This is a genomic window from Reyranella aquatilis (assembly GCF_020880995.1).
Lineage (GTDB): Bacteria > Pseudomonadota > Alphaproteobacteria > Reyranellales > Reyranellaceae > Reyranella > Reyranella aquatilis.
Genome location: NZ_JAJISD010000003.1, coordinates 400,556 through 418,155, shown reverse-complemented (window position 1 = coordinate 418,155; position 17,600 = coordinate 400,556). Strand labels below are relative to the sequence as shown.

Sequence of the window (17,600 nt, the reverse complement as noted above, 5' to 3'; positions counted from 1 at the left end):
CCATGATGTCCCCGCCCCGCCTCTCCTACGATGCCTTCGCCCGGATCGCACCCGCCGCCCAGCAGGCGCTGATCGACATGGGCAGGCAGGCCGACGAGTCCGGCATCGACAAGCAGATCGTCGAGCTGTTGAAACTGCGCGTCTCGCAGATCAACAACTGCGCCTTCTGCCTGCAGATCCACCTCAACGTCTCGCGCAGGATCGGGGTGCCGCAGGAGAAGCTCGACCTCGTCGCGACGTGGGAGGAGGCCGGCATCTTCACGGAGAAGGAATGCGCGGCCCTCACCTGGGCCGAGACGCTGACGCAGTTGGCCGGACGCCGCGTGTCCGACGAGGCGCACGAAGCGATCCGCCGGCATTTCAGCGAAGAGGAGGTCACCTTCCTCACCGTCTCGATCGCCACCATCAATGCTTGGAACCGCCTGGGCGCCGCCTTCCGCTTCGCCCCGCCGATCCAGAAACGGTCGGCCGCCGCGTGATCGCGCGCGACCGGCTGCTCGATCGGGTCAGGCCAGCCGCAGTCGGAGCGTGAAGACCGAGCCGCCTTGCGGCCGGTCTTCGACGGTGATGGTGCCGTCATGCGCGGCGGCGACGCGGGTCACGATGGCAAGGCCCAGACCGCGGCTCTCGGGCCGCGAACGATCACGTCGCCAGAAGCGCTTGAAGATCGTCTCGCGTTCCGACAGCGGCACGCCCGGTCCCTCATCGAGAACGAGCACCGTGCCGTCGGCGGCCACGTCGACCTCGACCGTGCCGCCGGTCGGGCTATGGCGAATGGCGTTCTCGATCAGGTTTCGCACCGCTCGGAAAAGCGCCTCGGCGTGACCGCGCACCCAGACCGGGGTTTCCGCGCCGGTGAGCGCGATGGTCTTGCCATCGTTCACGGCCAGCGGCGCCATGAAGGCCACGGCATCGGCACAGACAGCCTGCAGATCCGCCTTCGAGCCGCCGTCCACGACGAAGGCCTCGAGTTCGGCGATGTCGAGGACCTGGTTCACCGTGCGCGTCATGTTGACGATGTCGTTCTGCAGCGACTGCCGCATCGCCGCATCCTCCAGCGAATCGACGCGCGCCCGCATGATGGCCAGCGGCGTCCGCAACTCGTGCGCCATGTCGGCGGTGAATTCGCGCTGCGCCCGGTATCCCGCCTCGAGCCGGTCGAGCGCCTCGTTCACCGCGTGGACGAGCGGCACGATCTCGGCCGGCATCGACTGCTCCGACAGCCTGACGTCAGTGCTGGTCGGCCCGATCGACGCGGCGGTGTCGGAGGCCTGCCGCACGGGATCGAGGGCACGGCGGAAGATCACGATGTCGATCAGCAGCAGCACCAGCAGGATCGGAAAGGTGATCCAGGCGACGCGCGGCAGGAACGAGGCGACGATATCGTCGATGATGACGTCGCGATGCGCGAGATCCTGCCCGACCTGGATCCAGTAGAGGTGGTCGCCGATGGCGCGCGGCACGTTGACCCCGATCAGCACCGTGCCGTTTCGGCGCCGACGGCTGAAGGAATCGTTGGTCAGCGGCTCACCCACCACCGAGAGGGGAAGATCGTCGCCGCGGGACGTGAACAGGACCCTGCCCTTCGAATCGAGGATGGCATAGGCGTAGAGACCGTAACCGCCCGAATAGATCGGCTCGGCTTCCGGCGGGATCTCGAGGGTGAGGTCGCCGGTGGCGGTCGGCCGCATGAAGCTCGCGATCGTGAGCGCCTGGGCGCGCAGTGCATCGCGATGGAGGCTGTTGGCCGCCTCGTTGAGCAACCAATAGAGCGCCAGCGGCATCAGGATCGACGTCACGCCGATCGCCACGACATGCAGCGCGACGACGCGGGAGATGATCGATCGGAAACGGTTCAAGCGGCGGCCTTTTCCTCGGCCAGCAGATAGCCGACGCCGCGCACCGTATGGATCTTCACCGTGGCCCCGCAGTCCTGCAGCATCTTGCGCAGGCGGTGGACGTAGACCTCGACGGCGTTGGAACCGACGTCGCCCGACAGACCGAACAGCTGGTCCTCGAACAGGCGCTTGGGCACCACGTTGCCGCCGCGGCGCAGCAGGATCTCCAGGATCGCCGTCTCGCGCGCGGGAAACACCCGCACCACGCCATCGACGAACACCTGGCGACCCTCCGTCTCGAGCGAGACGTTGCCGAAGGTGAGCTGGCGGCCGAGGAGGTTGCCCGGTCGTCGCAGCAGCGCCTGGAGGCGCGCGACCAGCTCCTCCATGGCGAACGGCTTCACGAGATAGTCGTCGGCGCCGGCCCGCAGACCGTTCACGCGATCGCTCACGCCGTCACGCGCCGTCAGCACGAGCACGGGCGTCGAATCGCCGCGCCCGCGAATGCCGCGCAGCAGCGACAGCCCGTCCTGATCGGGCAGGCCGAGATCGAGCACGATCGCGGAGTAGCGCATGGCGGCCAGCGAGTGCGCCGCATCGCCGGCATTGCCGACGGAATCGGCCGCAAAACCGCTGCGTGCCAGACCTTTTACGAGCAAGGCAACGAGTTCGGCATTGTCCTCGACGAGAAGGACTCTCATGGATGCCTGCCCCTCCCCGGGCACGATCGAACGTAGCGATCCTAGCACGGACGGCGGGGACGAAGCGGATTCGGCGCGACACGTCAGGCGCACGTAATGTGAAGCGCCTACGGTCCACGCCATGACAACCGCCCCCGAAGCTCTTCCCAAGTCCCGCCTGCGCCCCTATCGCCTGTGGTTTGCAGGCGCCGGGATTGCCGCGCTGGCGTTGGCCGGCGTCTGGACGATCGACACGGGGCCCACGAACGCCCTCGTCCGACCGGTGGCCACGGTGGAGAGCGACGGGGCGTTCCATCCGACCGAGACGCAGTGGTCGGGCCTGCGCTTTTCGCCGGTCGAAGCCGCCTCCTTCCGCGACGAGCGCGCGACCGACGGCAAGATCGGCAACAACGAGGACACCACGACGCCGGTCTTCTCGCCGTACTCCGGCCGGGTGACGCGGCTGATCGCGCGGCCCGGCCAGTATGTCGAGCGCGGCGCTCCCCTGTTCGCGATCGAGGCCAGCGAGTTCGTCCAGGCCCAGAACGACCTGGTAAGCGCCGTCGCCGCCGTCGACAAGGCACGGTCGAAGCTGGTGCTGGCCCAGAATTTCGAGAAGCGCCAGAAGGAGCTGCTGTCGATCCGCGGCGGCGCGCTCAAGGACCTCGAGCAGGCGCAATCCGACCTCGTCGCGGCCCAAGGCGACCTGCGCTCGGCGGAAATCGCGCTGGCGGCCGTCCGCAACCGGCTGCGCATCCTCGGGCGTACCGATGCCGAGATCGATGCCCTGGAGAAGGTCGATCACATCGGTGCCGAGACGATCGTCTCCGCCCCCATCGCCGGCACGGTGATCCAGCGCAAGGTCGGCCTCGGCCAGTACATCAACGCCGGCGCGGCCGATCCGGTCTTCAGCATCGGCGATCTATCGAAGGTCTGGCTGATCGCCAACGTCCGCGAATCCGACGCCCCCAAGATGAAGGTGGGCGCACCGGTCGAGGTTTCGGTGCTGGCCCATCCCGGCCGCACCTTCAACGCCCGGCTCGCCTATGTGGCCCCGGCGCTTGATCCCAACACCCGCCGCCTGCCGGTGCGGGCCGAGATCGACAATGCCGACCGCGAGCTGATGCCCGAAATGTTCGCCAGCTTCCGCATCGTCACCGGCGAGCCGACGAGCAACCCCGCGGTTCCGCAGGAAGCCGTCGTCTACGAGGGCGCCAACGCCCGCGTCTGGGTCGCCCGTCCGCAGGACAAGTCGGTCGTGTCGCGCCCCGTCGAGGTCGGCCAGACCGCCAACGGCATGGTCGAGGTCAAGAAGGGCCTGGCCCTGGGCGAGAACGTGGTGACCAGCGGTACTCTCTTCATCGATCGCGCCGCCAAGCGCGACTGACGGCCCGGCCGCGCCTCTCCGGCGCGGTCATCCAACCCATCGGCTGACCATGAAATCTGTCGTCGCCGCCGCTCTCAAGCAGCGAGTCCTCGTCGTCATCCTGAGCATGGTGCTGTCGATCGCCGGGCTGTTCGCCTACGCGCGGCTCAACATCGAGGCGTACCCCGATCCGGTGCCGCCGCTGGTCGACATCATCACCCAGAGCCCGGGCCAGTCCTCCGAGGAGATCGAGCGCTACATCACGATCCCCATCGAGATCCAGATGGCCGGCCTGCCCTACGTCCAGGCCATCCGCACCGTGTCGCTGTTCGGGCTGAGCGACGTGAAGGTACAATTCACCTACGACGTCACCTACCAGCAGGCTTCGCAGATGGTGATCAACCGTCTGTCGCAGCTCGGCTCGCTGCCCAACGGCGCGCAGCCCGTCCTGTCGCCCACCAGCCCGATCGGCGAAGTCTTTCGCTACCGCATCGTGGGGCCGCCAGGCTACTCGGTCGCCGACCTCAAGACCCTGCAGGACTGGGTGCTGCAGCGCCGACTGAAGGCGGTCCCGGGCGTGATCGACGTCACCGGCTGGGGCGGCAAGACCAAGACCTACGACATCACGGTCAATCTCGACCGGCTGCTCGCCTACGGGCTCACGCTGAAGCAGGTGCTCGACGGGCTGAACAACGCCAACATCAACGTCGGCGCCAACACGGTGAACATCGGCTCGCAGTCGGCGATCGTGCGCAGCGTCGGCCAGATCCGGTCGATGGACGACATCCGCAACACCATGCTGACCGTGCGCGACGGCGCGCCGGTGCTGGTCTCCGACGTGGCAGATGTCAGCGTCGGCAACCAGCCGCGCCTCGGCATTGCCGGCCAGAACGACGACGACGACATCGTGCAGGGCATCGTGCTGATGCGGCGCGGTGCGGAGACCATGCCGACCCTGACGGGCGTGCTGGCCGAGGTCGAGAAGGTCAACGGCGGCGGCATCCTGCCGCCGGGCGTCCGGATCGAGCGCATCTACGATCGCAGCGCGCTGGTCGAGGTGACGACCCATACCGTCCTGCACAACATGGTGGTGGGCGTCTGCCTGATCTTCCTGATCCAGTGGTTGTTCCTCGGCGACCTGCGCAGCGCGCTGATCGTCTCCGCCACCATCCCCTTCGCGCTCCTGTTCGCGGTGGTGGTCCTGGTGGTGAGCGGCGAGTCGGCGAACCTGCTGTCGATGGGTGCCATCGACTTCGGCATCATCGTCGACGCCACCGTCATCATGGTCGAGAACATCTTCCGCCATCTTTCCGAGGGCGATCACAAGACCGGCCCGCAATTGCGCGCCCCGGACGGCCTCACCGGCAAGCTGGCGACCATCTTCAATGCGTCGACCGAAGTCACCACGGCGATCTTCTTCTCGGCCACCATCATCATCGCGGGCTTCCTGCCATTGTTCACACTCTCGGGCGTCGAAGGGCACATCTTCGGACCGATGGCGCGCACCTATGCCTACGCGCTGCTCGGCGGCCTGATCGCGACCTTCACGGTCTCGCCGGCACTCTCGGCCCTGTTGCTGCCCGAGAAGGTCGCCCACGCCGAGACGCGCGCCGTGCGCATGATCCGGGCCGCCTACGAAAAACTGCGCGACCTTGCGCTGGGCAGCCGTCGAGCGACGGTCGCCGCCGGGCTGGGCGCGCTGGCGCTGGCCGGCCTGGCCGGCAGTTCGATCGGTCTGGAATTCCTGCCCAAGCTCGAGGAAGGCAACATGTGGATCCGCGCCGTGATGCCGGCGTCGATCTCGCTCGAGGCGGGCAACGACTACGCCAATCGCATGCGCAAGCTCATCAAGAGCTTCCCCGAAGCCGAGACAGTGATCTCCCAGCACGGCCGGCCCGACGACGGCACCGATTCGACGGGCTTCTTCAATGCCGAGTTCTTTGTGCCACTGCGGCCGATGGACCAGTGGCGCAAGGGTCTCGACAAGGAAGGGCTGATCGCCGAGATCGGCAGCGCGCTGGAGAGGGGCTTCCCGGGGGTCGAGTTCACCTTCTCGCAGTACATCCAGGACAACGTCCAGGAAGCGGCTTCGGGCGTGAAGGGCGAGAACTCGGTGAAGATCTCCGGCAACGATCTCGAGACGCTGGCCAAGCTCGGCAACGAGATCAAGTCGGTGCTCGCGACCGTGCCCGGCATCACCGACCTCGCGGTTTCCGCCTCGCTCGGCCAGCCGACCATCCGCATCGACATCGATCGCTCCAAGGCCGCACGCTATGGGCTGTCGCCGGGCGACATCAACGCCACCGTGCAGGCCGCGATCGGCGGCCAGGCCGCCGGCGACGTCTACGAGAGCGGCAGCGATCGCCACTTCCCGATGGTCGTCCGCCTCGCCTCGCGCTACCGGGAGAGCCTCGACGCCATCAACCGCATCCAGATCGGCGTGCAGGGCGCCAACGGCATCACCCAGGTCCCGCTCAGCGAAGTCGCCAAGGTCGAATTGGTCTCCGGCGCCTACTACATCTACCGCGAGCAGCAGGAACGCTACGTGCCGGTGAAGTTCAGCGTCCGCGGGCGCGACCTCGGCAGTGCGATCATCGAGGCGCAGGAGCGCGTTGCCGAAAGGGTGAAGATACCGGGCGGCTACCGCATCGAATGGGTCGGCGAGTTCGGCAACCTGAAGAATGCGCTGCAGCGCCTCGCTCTCGCCGTGCCGATCGCCATCGGCCTGATCGGCCTGCTCCTCTACATGAGCTTCGGATCCTTCCGCGACACGCTGCTGGCCGCCAGCGCCATCCCGATGGCCCTGATCGGCGGCATCCTGGGTCTCTGGGTCACGGACATGCCGTTCAGCATCTCGGCCGCCATCGGATTCGTCGCGCTGTTCGGCATCGCCGCGATGAACGGCATCATGGTGCTGAGCTGCTACAACAGGCTGATCGACGAAGGGCGCGACCGCGGACTGGCACTTTATGAAACCTGCTCGGTGCAGATGCGGCCGGTCCTGATGACCTGTGTCGCCGCCGCCGTCGGCCTTCTGCCCGCCGCCTTCTCCACGGCGATCGGCAGCCAGGTCCAGCGGCCGCTGGCGATCGTGGTCGTGGGCGGGACCCTCCTGGCGCCGCTGATGTTCCTCACGGTACTGCCGTGCCTGATCGGACTGTTCTCCCGCCGGCGCGCGCCCCAGCCGGCAGCCCATTCCCACGATACGGTCGCGGAGGCTACATGATGCGACGTCCCTTCCTCGCCGTGCTGCCGCTCGTCGCGGCCGGCGCCCTTGCCGGCTGCATGGTCGGTCCCGACTTCGTTTCACCCGACGGCCCCAAGACGGCGACCTACGTTCCCGACCAGAAGAGCGACCTCGTCGCGGCCGGTATCCCGGGAGGCGAGGCACAACGTATCGTCCAGAGCATGGACATTCCCGGCCAGTGGTGGGGCGTGTTCCAGTCGCCGCAGCTCAACGGCCTGATCGAGCAGTCGCTGCGCGCCAATCCCGACATCAAGGCCGCCATCGCAGGCTTGCGGGTGGCGCAGCAGAACGCGCGGGCGCAGCGGGCGACCCTGTTTCCCACTCTCCAGGGCACGTTCAGCGCCACGCAGAACCAGACGCCGGCCAGCCTGCAATCGGCGACGGCCGACCAGCAGCCGATCTACGGCCTGTTCGTCGCCGGCCTGCAGATTACCTATGCGCTCGATCTCTGGGGCGGCAATCGCCGGCAGATCGAATCGCTCGACGCGCTGGCCGAGGCGCAGTGCTTCCAGCTCGAGGGCGCCTATCTCTCGCTCGCCTCCAACGTCGTCGCAGCCGCCATCGTCGAGGCGTCGCTGCGCGGGCAGGTGGCCGCGACCAAGCGGATCATCGCAGCCCAGCGCGAGACGCTCGGCATCCTCACCCGCCAGTCGGGTCTCGGCGCCATTCCGGGTGCCGACGTCGCTACCCAGCAGGCGGCGCTCGCCCAGGCCGAGGCGACGCTGCCGCCGCTCGAGAAGGCGCTGGCGCAGCAGCGCAACCTGCTGGCGGTCCTCACCGGGCGACTGCCCAGCGAAGCGGGCCCCGAGCATTTCGAGCTGGGCGACCTCAAGCTGCCGCACGAACTCCCGCTCACCCTGCCCTCGCAACTCGTCGAGCAGCGTCCCGACATTCGCGCCGCGGAGGCCAATCTCCATGCCGCCAGCGCGCAGGTCGGCGTCGCGGTCGCCAACCAGCTTCCGCAGGTCACGCTGGGTTTCGGCCTGAACAGCAGCGCCCTTTCGCTCGGCACGCTCTTCATGCCGGGACTCGCCGGCGCCACCACCGGCGCCAGCGCCATCCAGACGCTGATCGACGGCGGCGCACTCGCCGCCAAGAAACGGTCGGCGGTCGCCGCCCTCGAACAGGCCGACGCGCAATACCAGTCGATCGTCCTCCAGGCTTTCCGCAACGTGGCCGACACGCTGAACGCGCTCGAATACGACGCCGTCGCGCTCAAGTCGGCCGTCGAGGCGGAGCGCGCCGCCGCCACCGCGCTCAACATTGCCCGCAAGCGCCTCGAACTCGGCGACACGACCTACGTCATCGTCCTGATCGCCGAACTCACCTATCAGCAGACGCTGCTTACACGCGTCCAGGCGCAGGCCGCACGTCTCACCAACACCGCGGCGCTTTTCCAGGCGCTGGGCGGCGGCTGGTGGAACCGCGACGGCACCGGTCCGGGCAACGGCCGGTCGCGTTGCAAGCCGCCGGCCTCTCCCTGGTCCATCTCCTCCAACACCCAGCGCTGACACGGCGGATCGGTATGCCATGTCGGTCATGGCAACGAAGCGACGCCCGCCGGCCACCGCGTTCAAGGGGGCCATCCTGCTGGGCGCCTTCGTCGTGTCGGCGGCGGTGGGCTATGCCGACATCGTCACCGGCGACCTGCGGCTCACCGCCCTCTATCTCGTCGTCATCTTCGGCGCCTCGTGGCTCGCAGGACGCTGGACCGGCGTCCTCGCCGCGCTCATGGCCTTCGGCTGGATGATCGGGGCCAATCCGCCGCCCGCCTTCATCAGTCCGCGCTTCAGCTACTACGCCGTCGAAGGCATCGGCACGGCCGCGGTCTTCCTCGCCTGCGCCCTGCTGGCCGATCGGCTGCGGCACAGCCTCGACCGGGAGCGCCTGCAGAATCTCAACCTGTCGCGCTACCTGCCCTCCGAGCTGGTCGACCGCCTGGCCCGCGAGGGACTGCGGGCAACGCGGGGCCGGCGTACGAACGCCGCCATCCTGTTCATGGACATGCGCGACTTCACCGCTTCGGTGCAGACGATGGAGCCCGATGCGCTTTTCGGGTTCCTGCAGGAGTATCGCATGCTGATCTCGCGCACCGTGGAGGCAGAGGGCGGTCTCATCGACAAGTTCATCGGCGACGGCGTGCTCGCGGTCTTCGGCGCGGTGCAGTCCTCGCCGGAGGACGCCCTGGCCGCCATCCGCTGCGGTCTCGCGCTGATTGCGGCGATCGATGCCTGGAACGTCGCGCGCACCCGGCACGGCGAGCCCCCGGTGCGCGTCGGCGTCGGTATCCACTACGGCGAGATCGTCATCGGCGCCATCGGCGACGAGCAGCGCCTCGAATACTCCGTGGTCGGCCATGCCGTGAACGTCTGTTCGCGCATCGAGCGGCTGACGAAGAAGTACGGATCGCCGCTGCTGGTCTCGGAGGAGGCGCTGGCGGAGGCCGCGCGCAGTGGTCTCGCACCCGATAGCTGGCACCGGATCGTCGACGAGGACGTGCACGGCATTTCAGGCGAGCTGCGACTGGCGGCGCCCGCCACCGGAGTTGCAGAGGCGATGTACTCGCAACGCTAGTGTGGTTGCGCGACTTGTGTTTTAGCTGACGGCGAAGGCATCGCCGCCCGACGGCCTGCCGTGGGGTCCTCGGATGAATGCAATTGTCGGCGCAGCACTTCGGCAGCGCGTCCTGGTCTTGATTCTCGCCGTGCTGATGATCGGCGGCGGCCTGTTCGCCTACAAGCGCCTCAATATCGAGGCCTATCCCGACCCGGTTCCGCCTCTGGTCGACATCGTGACGCAGAATCCCGGCCAGTCGTCGGAGGAGATCGAGCGCTACATCACGATCCCGATGGAAGTGCAGATGGCGGGCCTTCCCTACGTGAAGTCGATCCGCTCGATCTCGCTCGTCGGCCTCAGCGACGTGAAGGTGCAGTTCACCTACGACCTCACCTACCGCGAGGCCGCGCAGCTCGTGACCAACCGGCTGGCCCAGCTCGGTCCGCTGCCCAACGGCGCCCAGCCGATCATCTCGCCCACCAGCCCGATCGGCGAGATCTTCCGCTACCGCGTGACCGGGCCGAAGGGCTTCAGCGTCACCGACCTCAAGACCATCCAGGACTGGATCCTGCTGCGGCGCCTGAAGGCCGTACCGGGCGTGATCGACGTCACCACGTGGGGCGGCAAGAGCAAGACCTTCGACATCACCGTGGACCTCGACCGCCTGCAGGCTCACGGGCTCACGCTGAAGCAGGTGATCGACGGATTGAACAGCGCCAACGTCAATGTGGGCGCCAACACCGTCAATCTCGGACCGCAGTCGGCCGTGGTGCGCGCCGTCGGCCAGATCCGGTCGATGGACGACATCCGCAACACCATGCTCCTGGCACGCGACGGATCGCCGACCCTGGTGTCCGACATCGCCGAGGTCACCGTCGGCAACGAGCCGCGGCTGGGCGTTGCCGGGCACGACGACGACGACGATGTGGTCGAAGGCATCGTGCTGATGCGGCGTGGCGCGGAGACGATGCCGACCCTGCGCGCCGTCGAAAAGGAGGTCGAGCGCATCAACGCGTCGAGCCTGCTGCCGCCGGGCGTCCGCATCGAGCGCATCTACGACCGCAGCGTCCTCGTCGAGGTGACGACCCACACCGTGCTGCACAACATGGTGATGGGCGTCTGCCTGATCTTCCTGATCCAGTGGCTGTTTCTCGGCGACCTGCGCAGCGCGCTGATCGTTTCCGCCACCATTCCCTTCGCCCTGCTGTTCGCTGTCGCGATCCTGGTGCTGAACGGCGAGTCGGCGAACCTGCTGTCGATGGGCGCCATCGACTTCGGCATCATCGTCGACGCCACCGTGATCATGGTCGAGAACATCTTCCGCCATCTTGCCGAAGCCAGCCACGGACCGGGTTCGCGGCAGGTGAGGGAGGAGCCCGAGGGTCTCACCGGCAAGCTGTTCACGATCTACGAAGCATCCGGCGAGGTGACCAAGGCGATCTTCTTCTCGGCCACCATCATCATCGCGGGCTTCCTGCCGCTGTTCACCCTCTCGGGCGTCGAGGGGCGCATCTTCGGGCCGATGGCCCAGACCTACGCCTACGCGCTGGCGGGCGGCCTGCTGGCGACCTTCACGGTGTCGCCCGCGCTCGCCGCGCTGCTGCTGCCGGAGAAGGTCTCCGAAACCGAGACCTTCCTCGTCCGCGGCCTGCGCCGCCTCTATCGCCAGGCTTACGCGCTGGCGCTCGGCTGGCGCCACGCCATGCTGGCCGTCGGCCTCGGGGTCATGCTGGCGGCCGGCTTCGCGGCCAGCACCGTCGGCCTCGAGTTCCTGCCCAAGCTGGAGGAAGGCAACATCTGGTTGCGCGCGGCCCTCCCGCCATCGGTCTCGCTCGACGAGGGCAACGGCTACGTCAATCGCATGCGCCGGCTGGTGAAGAGCTTCCCCGAGGTCGAGACGGTGGTCTCGCAGCACGGACGGCCGGACGACGGCACCGATCCGGACGGCTTCTCCAACGCCGAGTTCTTCGTGCCGCTGAAGCCCGCCGACAAATGGCGCAAGGGGCTGGAGAAGCCCGACCTGGTCAACGAGATGGCCGACGCGCTGCGCAAGGCGTTTCCCGGCGTGACCTTCGCCTTCTCGCAGTACATCCAGGACAATGTGCAGGAAGCGGCCTCCGGCATCGACGCGGAGAACGCGATCAAGATTTCCGGACCCGACCTCACCACGCTGCGCAAGATCGCGGTCGACATCCGAAAGGTGCTGGAAACCGTGCCCGGCATCACCGACATCCAGGTGCCGCCGCTGCTGGGCCAGCCGACTATCCGCATCGACATCGACCGCGCGAAGGCGGCGCGCTACGGCCTGTCGCCGGGCGACATCAACGCCACGATCCAGGCAGCCGTCGGCGGCCAGGCCGCGGGCGATCTCTACGAGGAAGGCAGCGACCGGCATTTCCCGCTGCTGGTCCGGCTGGCGCCCCGCTATCGCCAGGACATGGATGCGATCCGGCGGATCTCCATTGGCACTGTCGGGCCCAATGGCAGCGTCGTTCAGGTGCCGCTAGGCGAAGTGGCGACGGTCCAGCTCGCGACCGGCGCCTTCTACATCTATCGCGAGCAGCAGGAGCGATACATCCCGGTGAAGTTCAGCGTGCGCGGCCGCGACCTCGGCGGCGCGGTGCTGGAGGCGCAGCAGAAGGTGGCGGAGCAGGTGAAGCTTCCGGGCGGCTACCGGCTCGACTGGGCCGGCGACTTCGTGAACTTCGAGAGCGCCATCGCCCGGCTCGCGATCGCGGTGCCGATCGCCATCGGGCTGATCCTGCTGTTGCTCTATGTGAGCTTCGGCTCCCTGACCGACACGCTGCTCGCGGGCGCCGCCATGCCGCTGGCCATCTCCGGCGGCATCCTGGCCCTGTGGGCGGCCGACATGTCGTTCAGCATCTCGGCCGCGATCGGCTTCGTGGCGCTGTTCGGCATCGCGGCGATGAACGGCATCATGGTGGTGAGCTGCTTCAACCGGCTCGTCGCCGCGGGGATCGAACGTGAGCAGGCGTTGCGCGAAACCTGCGAGCAGCAGATGAGGCCGGTGCTGATGACCTGCGTCGCCGCCGCCGTCGGCCTGCTGCCCGCCGCCTTCTCGACGGCGATCGGCAGCCAGGTCCAGCGGCCGCTCGCCATCGTCGTCGTGGGCGGCACCCTGCTGGCGCCGTTCCTGTTCTTGACGGTGCTGCCGGCCGCCATCGGTGTCTTCTCGCGGCGCCGGACGACCGTCCCAGCCCCACAAGCCGGCCTTGCCCCGGCGTGACGACCGCCGCCTTGACCGGAGCCTGAGCCGCGCTGAAAAGAGGGCGATGCCCTCTCCGGACGAAATGATCGATCTCGGCGACCGCCGCCTGCGCGTTCGGCGGCTCAAGCCCGCGCGCGACGACGGCTTCGATCGCACCGTGCTCATTTTCCTGCACGAGGGTCTGGGCTGCATCGAGATGTGGCGCGACTTCCCCCAGAAGCTCTGCGACGCGACGCGCTGCAGCGGGATCGTCTACGACCGCACCGGCTACGGAAAATCGAGCGCCTGGCCGTCCGATCCCGGCGTCCGCTACATGGAGATCGAGGCAGACGACGTCCTGCCGCGCCTGCTGACCGCGCTCAACGTCGAGGATTGCGTGCTGGTCGGCCACAGTGATGGCGGCACCATCGCCCTCAACTACGCCGCCACCGACCCCGAGCCGCTGCGTGCCGTGGTGACGCTGGCCGCGCATGCGATCAACGAACCGGTCTGCGTCGAGGCCATCGCGCGGGCGCGCGCAGCGTTCGCCGACGGCGACCTGCGCCAGAAGCTCGCGAAGTACCACGGCGAAAACGTCGACGGCGCCTTTCGCCTCTGGTCCGACGCCTGGATGGCGCCCGGCTTCGAGCCGATGGACGCCAGCGGGCGGCTGCCGGGTGTGCTGGTGCCGGTGCAGGCGATCCAGGGCGAGGACGACGAATACGGCAGCGAGCTGCAGCTCGGCATCATCGCCGGCAAGGTCGGCGGCTATTGCGAGACCCGGCTGGTGCCGGACTGCGGCCACAGCCCGCACCTGCAGCAGACGGCCTACGTCCTGTCGGAGATCACGCGCTTCGTATCGCCGCTGGCGCTGGCCGGCTGATCAGAGCCGCTTCAGCTCGCTCGACGCGGCCCAGTTGAACTCGGAGGTGGTAGGGCAGCGCGCCTGCGCGAGCTGGAACTGCTCGCGGGCGCGCTGTTTCTCCCCCTTGCGCACCGCTTCCACGCCCATGAAGAAGGCGGCCGGGCACTTGCCGTTGGCCCGCTTGGCGGCATCGTCGGACTCGGCCGCCACCTCGAGTTCACCGGCCGTACCCTTGCCGATAAGGTAGCGGATGATCGGGCCCGGCCACTCGTTGAGGCTTTCCGCGCCGGCCTCCCGCGCGAGCGCCGTGCGCGCATCCCGTTTGGCGCCGACCTGCGCCGCGTAGCGCCACAGGAGCGGTGCCTGCTTCGACTTGAAATTGGGACGGTCCGCCAGGGTCGCGTTGAAATCCTCGATGGCCTGCGGGAAGTTGCCGAGGTTGAAGTTGGCGAGGCCGCGATAGTACAGGGCCGAACGCCGCTCGACGGGGTTCTGGGCGGCGGCCAGGGCGGCGTCGAGCAGGCCGAGGGCGCGCGAGAAGTCGGCGATCTGCATGTAGACCTGCGCCTGCGCCATTGTCAGGGACGGATCGCCGGGCTTGCGCTGAAGGGCGCTGTCGAGGGTACGCAGGGCGGCCGCCCGGTCGCCGCTGCCGGCCAGGCCGGGCATCGTGCTCGAAAGGACGATCTGCCAGTTCCCCGGCAGGACCTTGCCCATCTCGGTGATGTCCTTCTGGCTCTCCGCCTCTCGCCCCAGCCGGCTGAGCTGGAAGGCCCGGATGCTGAGATAGATCGAGCGGTCGACCGCCGAGAGCTGGGAGGCCGAGAGGATCTTGTTGAGGGAGTCGAGCGAATTGCCGCCCGCCACCCCCGCCCCGCTGGGCGCGGCGGGGGCCAGCGTCCCGCCCGAGGAGAAATCGCGCGCCGAGGGGTCCCACGATTCAGTCGCATTGCGCTGTGCGGATGCCTCTCCTGCGAGGGCGAGCAGGGCTGCAAAAACCCCAAATGTCTGGACTATTCGACGTCGCATGCGGGCAATCTGGCACAACGGCCGCAAAGCCGCATCCCCGATTGCCTGTGAGGGTCCCTGCCCCTATTTTGCCCCACATCCGGATCGAACCGACCCTTCAGGAGTAAAGACATGGCCGCCGCCCACCCCAACAGCTTCAAAGCCCGCAAGACGCTGAAGGTCGGGAGTCGCAGCTACACCTACTTCAGCCTGAAGGCGGTCGAGAAGGAAGTCGGCGACCTTTCCCGCCTGCCGTTCTCGCTGCGCGTCCTGATGGAAAACCTTCTGCGGCACGAGGACGGCACGACGGTCAAGAAGACCGACATCGCGGCCTTCGCCGAGTGGATCAAGAACGGCGGCCGCTCCTCCAAGGAGATCAATTTCCGCCCCGCGCGCGTGCTGATGCAGGACTTCACCGGCGTTCCGGCGGTGGTCGATCTCGCCGCGATGCGCGACGCGATGGGCAAGCTGGGCGGTGACCCGAAGAAGATCAACCCGCTGGTTCCGGTCGACCTCGTGATCGACCACTCGGTGATCGTCGACAATTTCGGAAATTCGAGCGCCTTCGGCGCCAACGTGAAGCTCGAGTACGAGCGCAACCTGGAGCGCTACCAGTTCCTGCGCTGGGGCTCGATGGCGTTCGACAATTTCCGCGTCGTGCCGCCGGGCACCGGCATCTGCCACCAGGTCAACCTCGAGTACCTGGCGCAGGTGGTCTGGACCAAGAAGGAAGGCAAGGAGACGATCGCCTATCCCGACACGCTGGTCGGCACCGATTCGCACACCACGATGGTGAACGGCCTCGCGGTGCTGGGCTGGGGCGTCGGCGGCATCGAGGCCGAGGCTGCCATGCTCGGCCAGCCGCAGCCGATGGTCATCCCGGACGTGGTGGGCTTCAAGCTCACCGGCAAGCTGAAGGAAGGCGCGACCGCGACCGACCTGGTGCTCACCGTCACCCAGATGCTGCGCAAGAAGGGCGTGGTGAACAAGTTCGTCGAGTTCTACGGCGAGGGCCTCGAGGACCTGCCGCTCGCCAACCGCGCGACCATCGCCAACATGGCGCCGGAATACGGCGCGACCTGCGGCTTCTTCCCGGTCGACGAGATCACGCTGGGCTTCCTCAAGACCACCAACCGCGGCCAGGCGGCCAAGCTCACCGAGGCCTACGCCAAGAAGCAGGGCCTGTGGCGCTCCAAGAAGTCCCCCGAGCCGGTATTCACCGACACGCTGTCGCTCGACCTCGGCGACGTCGTGCCGAGCCTCGCCGGTCCGAAGCGCCCGCAGGACCGCGTGCCGCTGGCCGAAGCCGCCCACCAGTTCGTCGCGAACATGGAGAAGGAATTCGACCGCAAGGACGACGGCAAGCGCATCAAGTGCGAGGGCACCGACTACGACCTCGGCCATGGCGACGTGGTGATCGCCGCGATCACCTCCTGCACCAACACGTCGAACCCGTACGTGATGCTGGGCGCCGGCCTGATCGCGCGCAACGCCGTTAAGCTCGGCCTCAAGGTCAAGCCGTGGGTGAAGACCTCGCTGGCCCCGGGCTCGCAGGTCGTGACGGAATACTTCGAAGCCTCCGGCCTGCAGAAGGACCTGAACAAGATCGGCTTCAACCTGGTCGGCTACGGCTGCACGAGCTGCATCGGCAATTCCGGTCCGCTGCCGGATCCCGTCACCAAGGCGATCGGCGACGGCGACCTGGTGGTGAGCTCGGTGCTCTCGGGCAACCGCAACTTCGAGGGCCGCGTCAATCCGCTAACCCGCGCCAACTACCTCGCCTCACCCATGCTGGTCGTGGTCTACGCGCTGGCCGGCTCGATGAAGATCGACATCACCAAGGATCCGATCGGCATCGGCAAGGGCGGCAAGCCGGTCTACCTCAAGGACATCTGGCCCTCGAACACCGAGGTCGCCAAGACAGTCGACAAGTTCGTCACGGCCAAGGCCTTCAAGAAGCGCTATGCCAATGTCTTCGAGGGCGACCGGTTCTGGCGCGGCATCAAGACCAAGCCCAGCCTCACCTACACGTGGGATGACAAGTCGACCTACGTGCGCAACCCGCCCTACTTCGAGGGCATGGGCAAGACGCCTGCGGCGCTCGGCAATATCAAGGGTGCCCGTCCGCTCGGCCAGTTCGGCGATTCGATCACCACCGACCACATCTCGCCCGCCGGTTCGATCCGGAAGGACAGCCCGGCCGGCAAGTACCTGATGGAGCAGGGCGTCGAGGCCAAGGACTTCAACCAGTACGGCACGCGCCGCGGCAATCACGAGGTGATGATGCGCGGCACCTTCGCCAACATCCGCCTGAAGAACGAGATGGTTCCGGGCATCGAGGGTGGCTACACGCACCACTTCACGACCGACCAGCCCGAACCGATCTACGACGTGGCGATGCGCTACAAGAAGGAGCACACACCGCAGGTCCTGATCGCCGGCAAGGAATACGGCACCGGCTCCTCGCGCGACTGGGCGGCCAAGGGCGTGAACCTGCTGGGCGTCAAGGCGGTGGTCTGCGAAACCTTCGAGCGCATCCATCGCTCGAACCTCGTCGGCATGGGCGTTCTGCCGCTGCAGTTCAAGGACGGCATGACGCGCAAGACGCTGAACCTCACCGGCCGCGAGACCTTCGACGTGAGCGGCATCGACGGCGAGCTGAAGCCCGGCATGGACGTGCCGCTGACCATTCATCGCCCCGACGGCGCGTCAGAGACGATCATGCTGACCTGCCGCATCGATACCGCGGAAGAGGTCGGTTACTTCAAGAACGGCGGCGTGCTGCACTACGTGCTGCGCAACCTGGCCCAAGCAGCCTGACGCCGGCGGACA

11 protein-coding genes are annotated in these 17,600 nt (G+C 67.5%); 8 read left to right on the top strand and 3 right to left on the bottom strand.

Going from position 1 to position 17,600, the window contains the following annotated elements; all coding sequences use genetic code 11:
• Positions 1-5 precede the first annotated feature (5 nt).
• The gene (locus LJ725_RS10110; RefSeq protein WP_230550533.1) at positions 6-479 is read left to right on the top strand and encodes a carboxymuconolactone decarboxylase family protein; all 474 of its coding nucleotides are present in this window, start codon (positions 6-8) and stop codon (positions 477-479) included.
• 27 nt (positions 480-506) lie between these two features.
• On the opposite strand, the gene LJ725_RS10105 is transcribed toward LJ725_RS10110, so the two are convergent.
• Positions 507-1,859: a sensor histidine kinase gene (locus LJ725_RS10105; protein WP_230550532.1), complete on the bottom strand. Its 1,353-nt coding sequence runs from the start codon at positions 1,857-1,859 to the stop codon at positions 507-509.
• Positions 1,856-2,539, bottom strand: coding sequence for a response regulator (locus LJ725_RS10100; protein ID WP_230550531.1), 684 nt, complete (start codon positions 2,537-2,539; stop codon positions 1,856-1,858). The genes LJ725_RS10105 and LJ725_RS10100 overlap by 4 nt, the downstream gene beginning before the upstream one ends.
• Positions 2,540-2,660: 121 nt before the next feature.
• Between LJ725_RS10100 and LJ725_RS10095 the strand changes: the two genes are divergently transcribed.
• The 6 genes from LJ725_RS10095 to LJ725_RS10070 all read left to right on the top strand — a co-directional run bounded on the left by LJ725_RS10095 (position 2,661) and on the right by LJ725_RS10070 (position 13,778).
• Complete coding sequence (locus LJ725_RS10095) at positions 2,661-3,905, top strand: efflux RND transporter periplasmic adaptor subunit (RefSeq protein WP_230550530.1); 1,245 nt, start codon at positions 2,661-2,663, stop codon at positions 3,903-3,905.
• A 49-nt stretch (positions 3,906-3,954) separates the two neighbouring features.
• Complete coding sequence (locus LJ725_RS10090) at positions 3,955-7,110, top strand: efflux RND transporter permease subunit (protein WP_230550529.1); 3,156 nt, start codon at positions 3,955-3,957, stop codon at positions 7,108-7,110.
• Positions 7,107-8,642, top strand: coding sequence for an efflux transporter outer membrane subunit (locus LJ725_RS10085; RefSeq protein WP_230550528.1), 1,536 nt, complete (start codon positions 7,107-7,109; stop codon positions 8,640-8,642). The genes LJ725_RS10090 and LJ725_RS10085 overlap by 4 nt, the downstream gene beginning before the upstream one ends.
• 19 nt (positions 8,643-8,661) lie before the next feature.
• Positions 8,662-9,705 (top strand): adenylate/guanylate cyclase domain-containing protein, encoded by a 1,044-nt coding sequence (locus tag LJ725_RS10080; RefSeq protein WP_230550527.1) that lies wholly within the window; start codon positions 8,662-8,664, stop codon positions 9,703-9,705.
• Positions 9,706-9,778: 73 nt separating this feature from the next.
• Positions 9,779-12,934, top strand: a complete 3,156-nt coding sequence (locus LJ725_RS10075) for an efflux RND transporter permease subunit (protein WP_230550526.1) — start codon at positions 9,779-9,781, stop codon at positions 12,932-12,934.
• Between the two features lie 46 nt (positions 12,935-12,980).
• Positions 12,981-13,778: an alpha/beta fold hydrolase gene (locus LJ725_RS10070; RefSeq protein ID WP_230550525.1), complete on the top strand. Its 798-nt coding sequence runs from the start codon at positions 12,981-12,983 to the stop codon at positions 13,776-13,778.
• Here LJ725_RS10070 and LJ725_RS10065 read toward each other — a convergent pair whose 3' ends face one another.
• Positions 13,779-14,789, bottom strand: a complete 1,011-nt coding sequence (locus LJ725_RS10065) for a tetratricopeptide repeat protein (RefSeq protein ID WP_230550524.1) — start codon at positions 14,787-14,789, stop codon at positions 13,779-13,781. It lies immediately after the preceding gene.
• Positions 14,790-14,900: 111 nt separating this feature from the next.
• On the opposite strand from LJ725_RS10065, the gene acnA reads away from it, so the two are divergent.
• Complete coding sequence (acnA, locus tag LJ725_RS10060) at positions 14,901-17,588, top strand: aconitate hydratase AcnA (RefSeq protein ID WP_230550523.1); 2,688 nt, start codon at positions 14,901-14,903, stop codon at positions 17,586-17,588.
• Positions 17,589-17,600 lie beyond the last annotated feature (12 nt).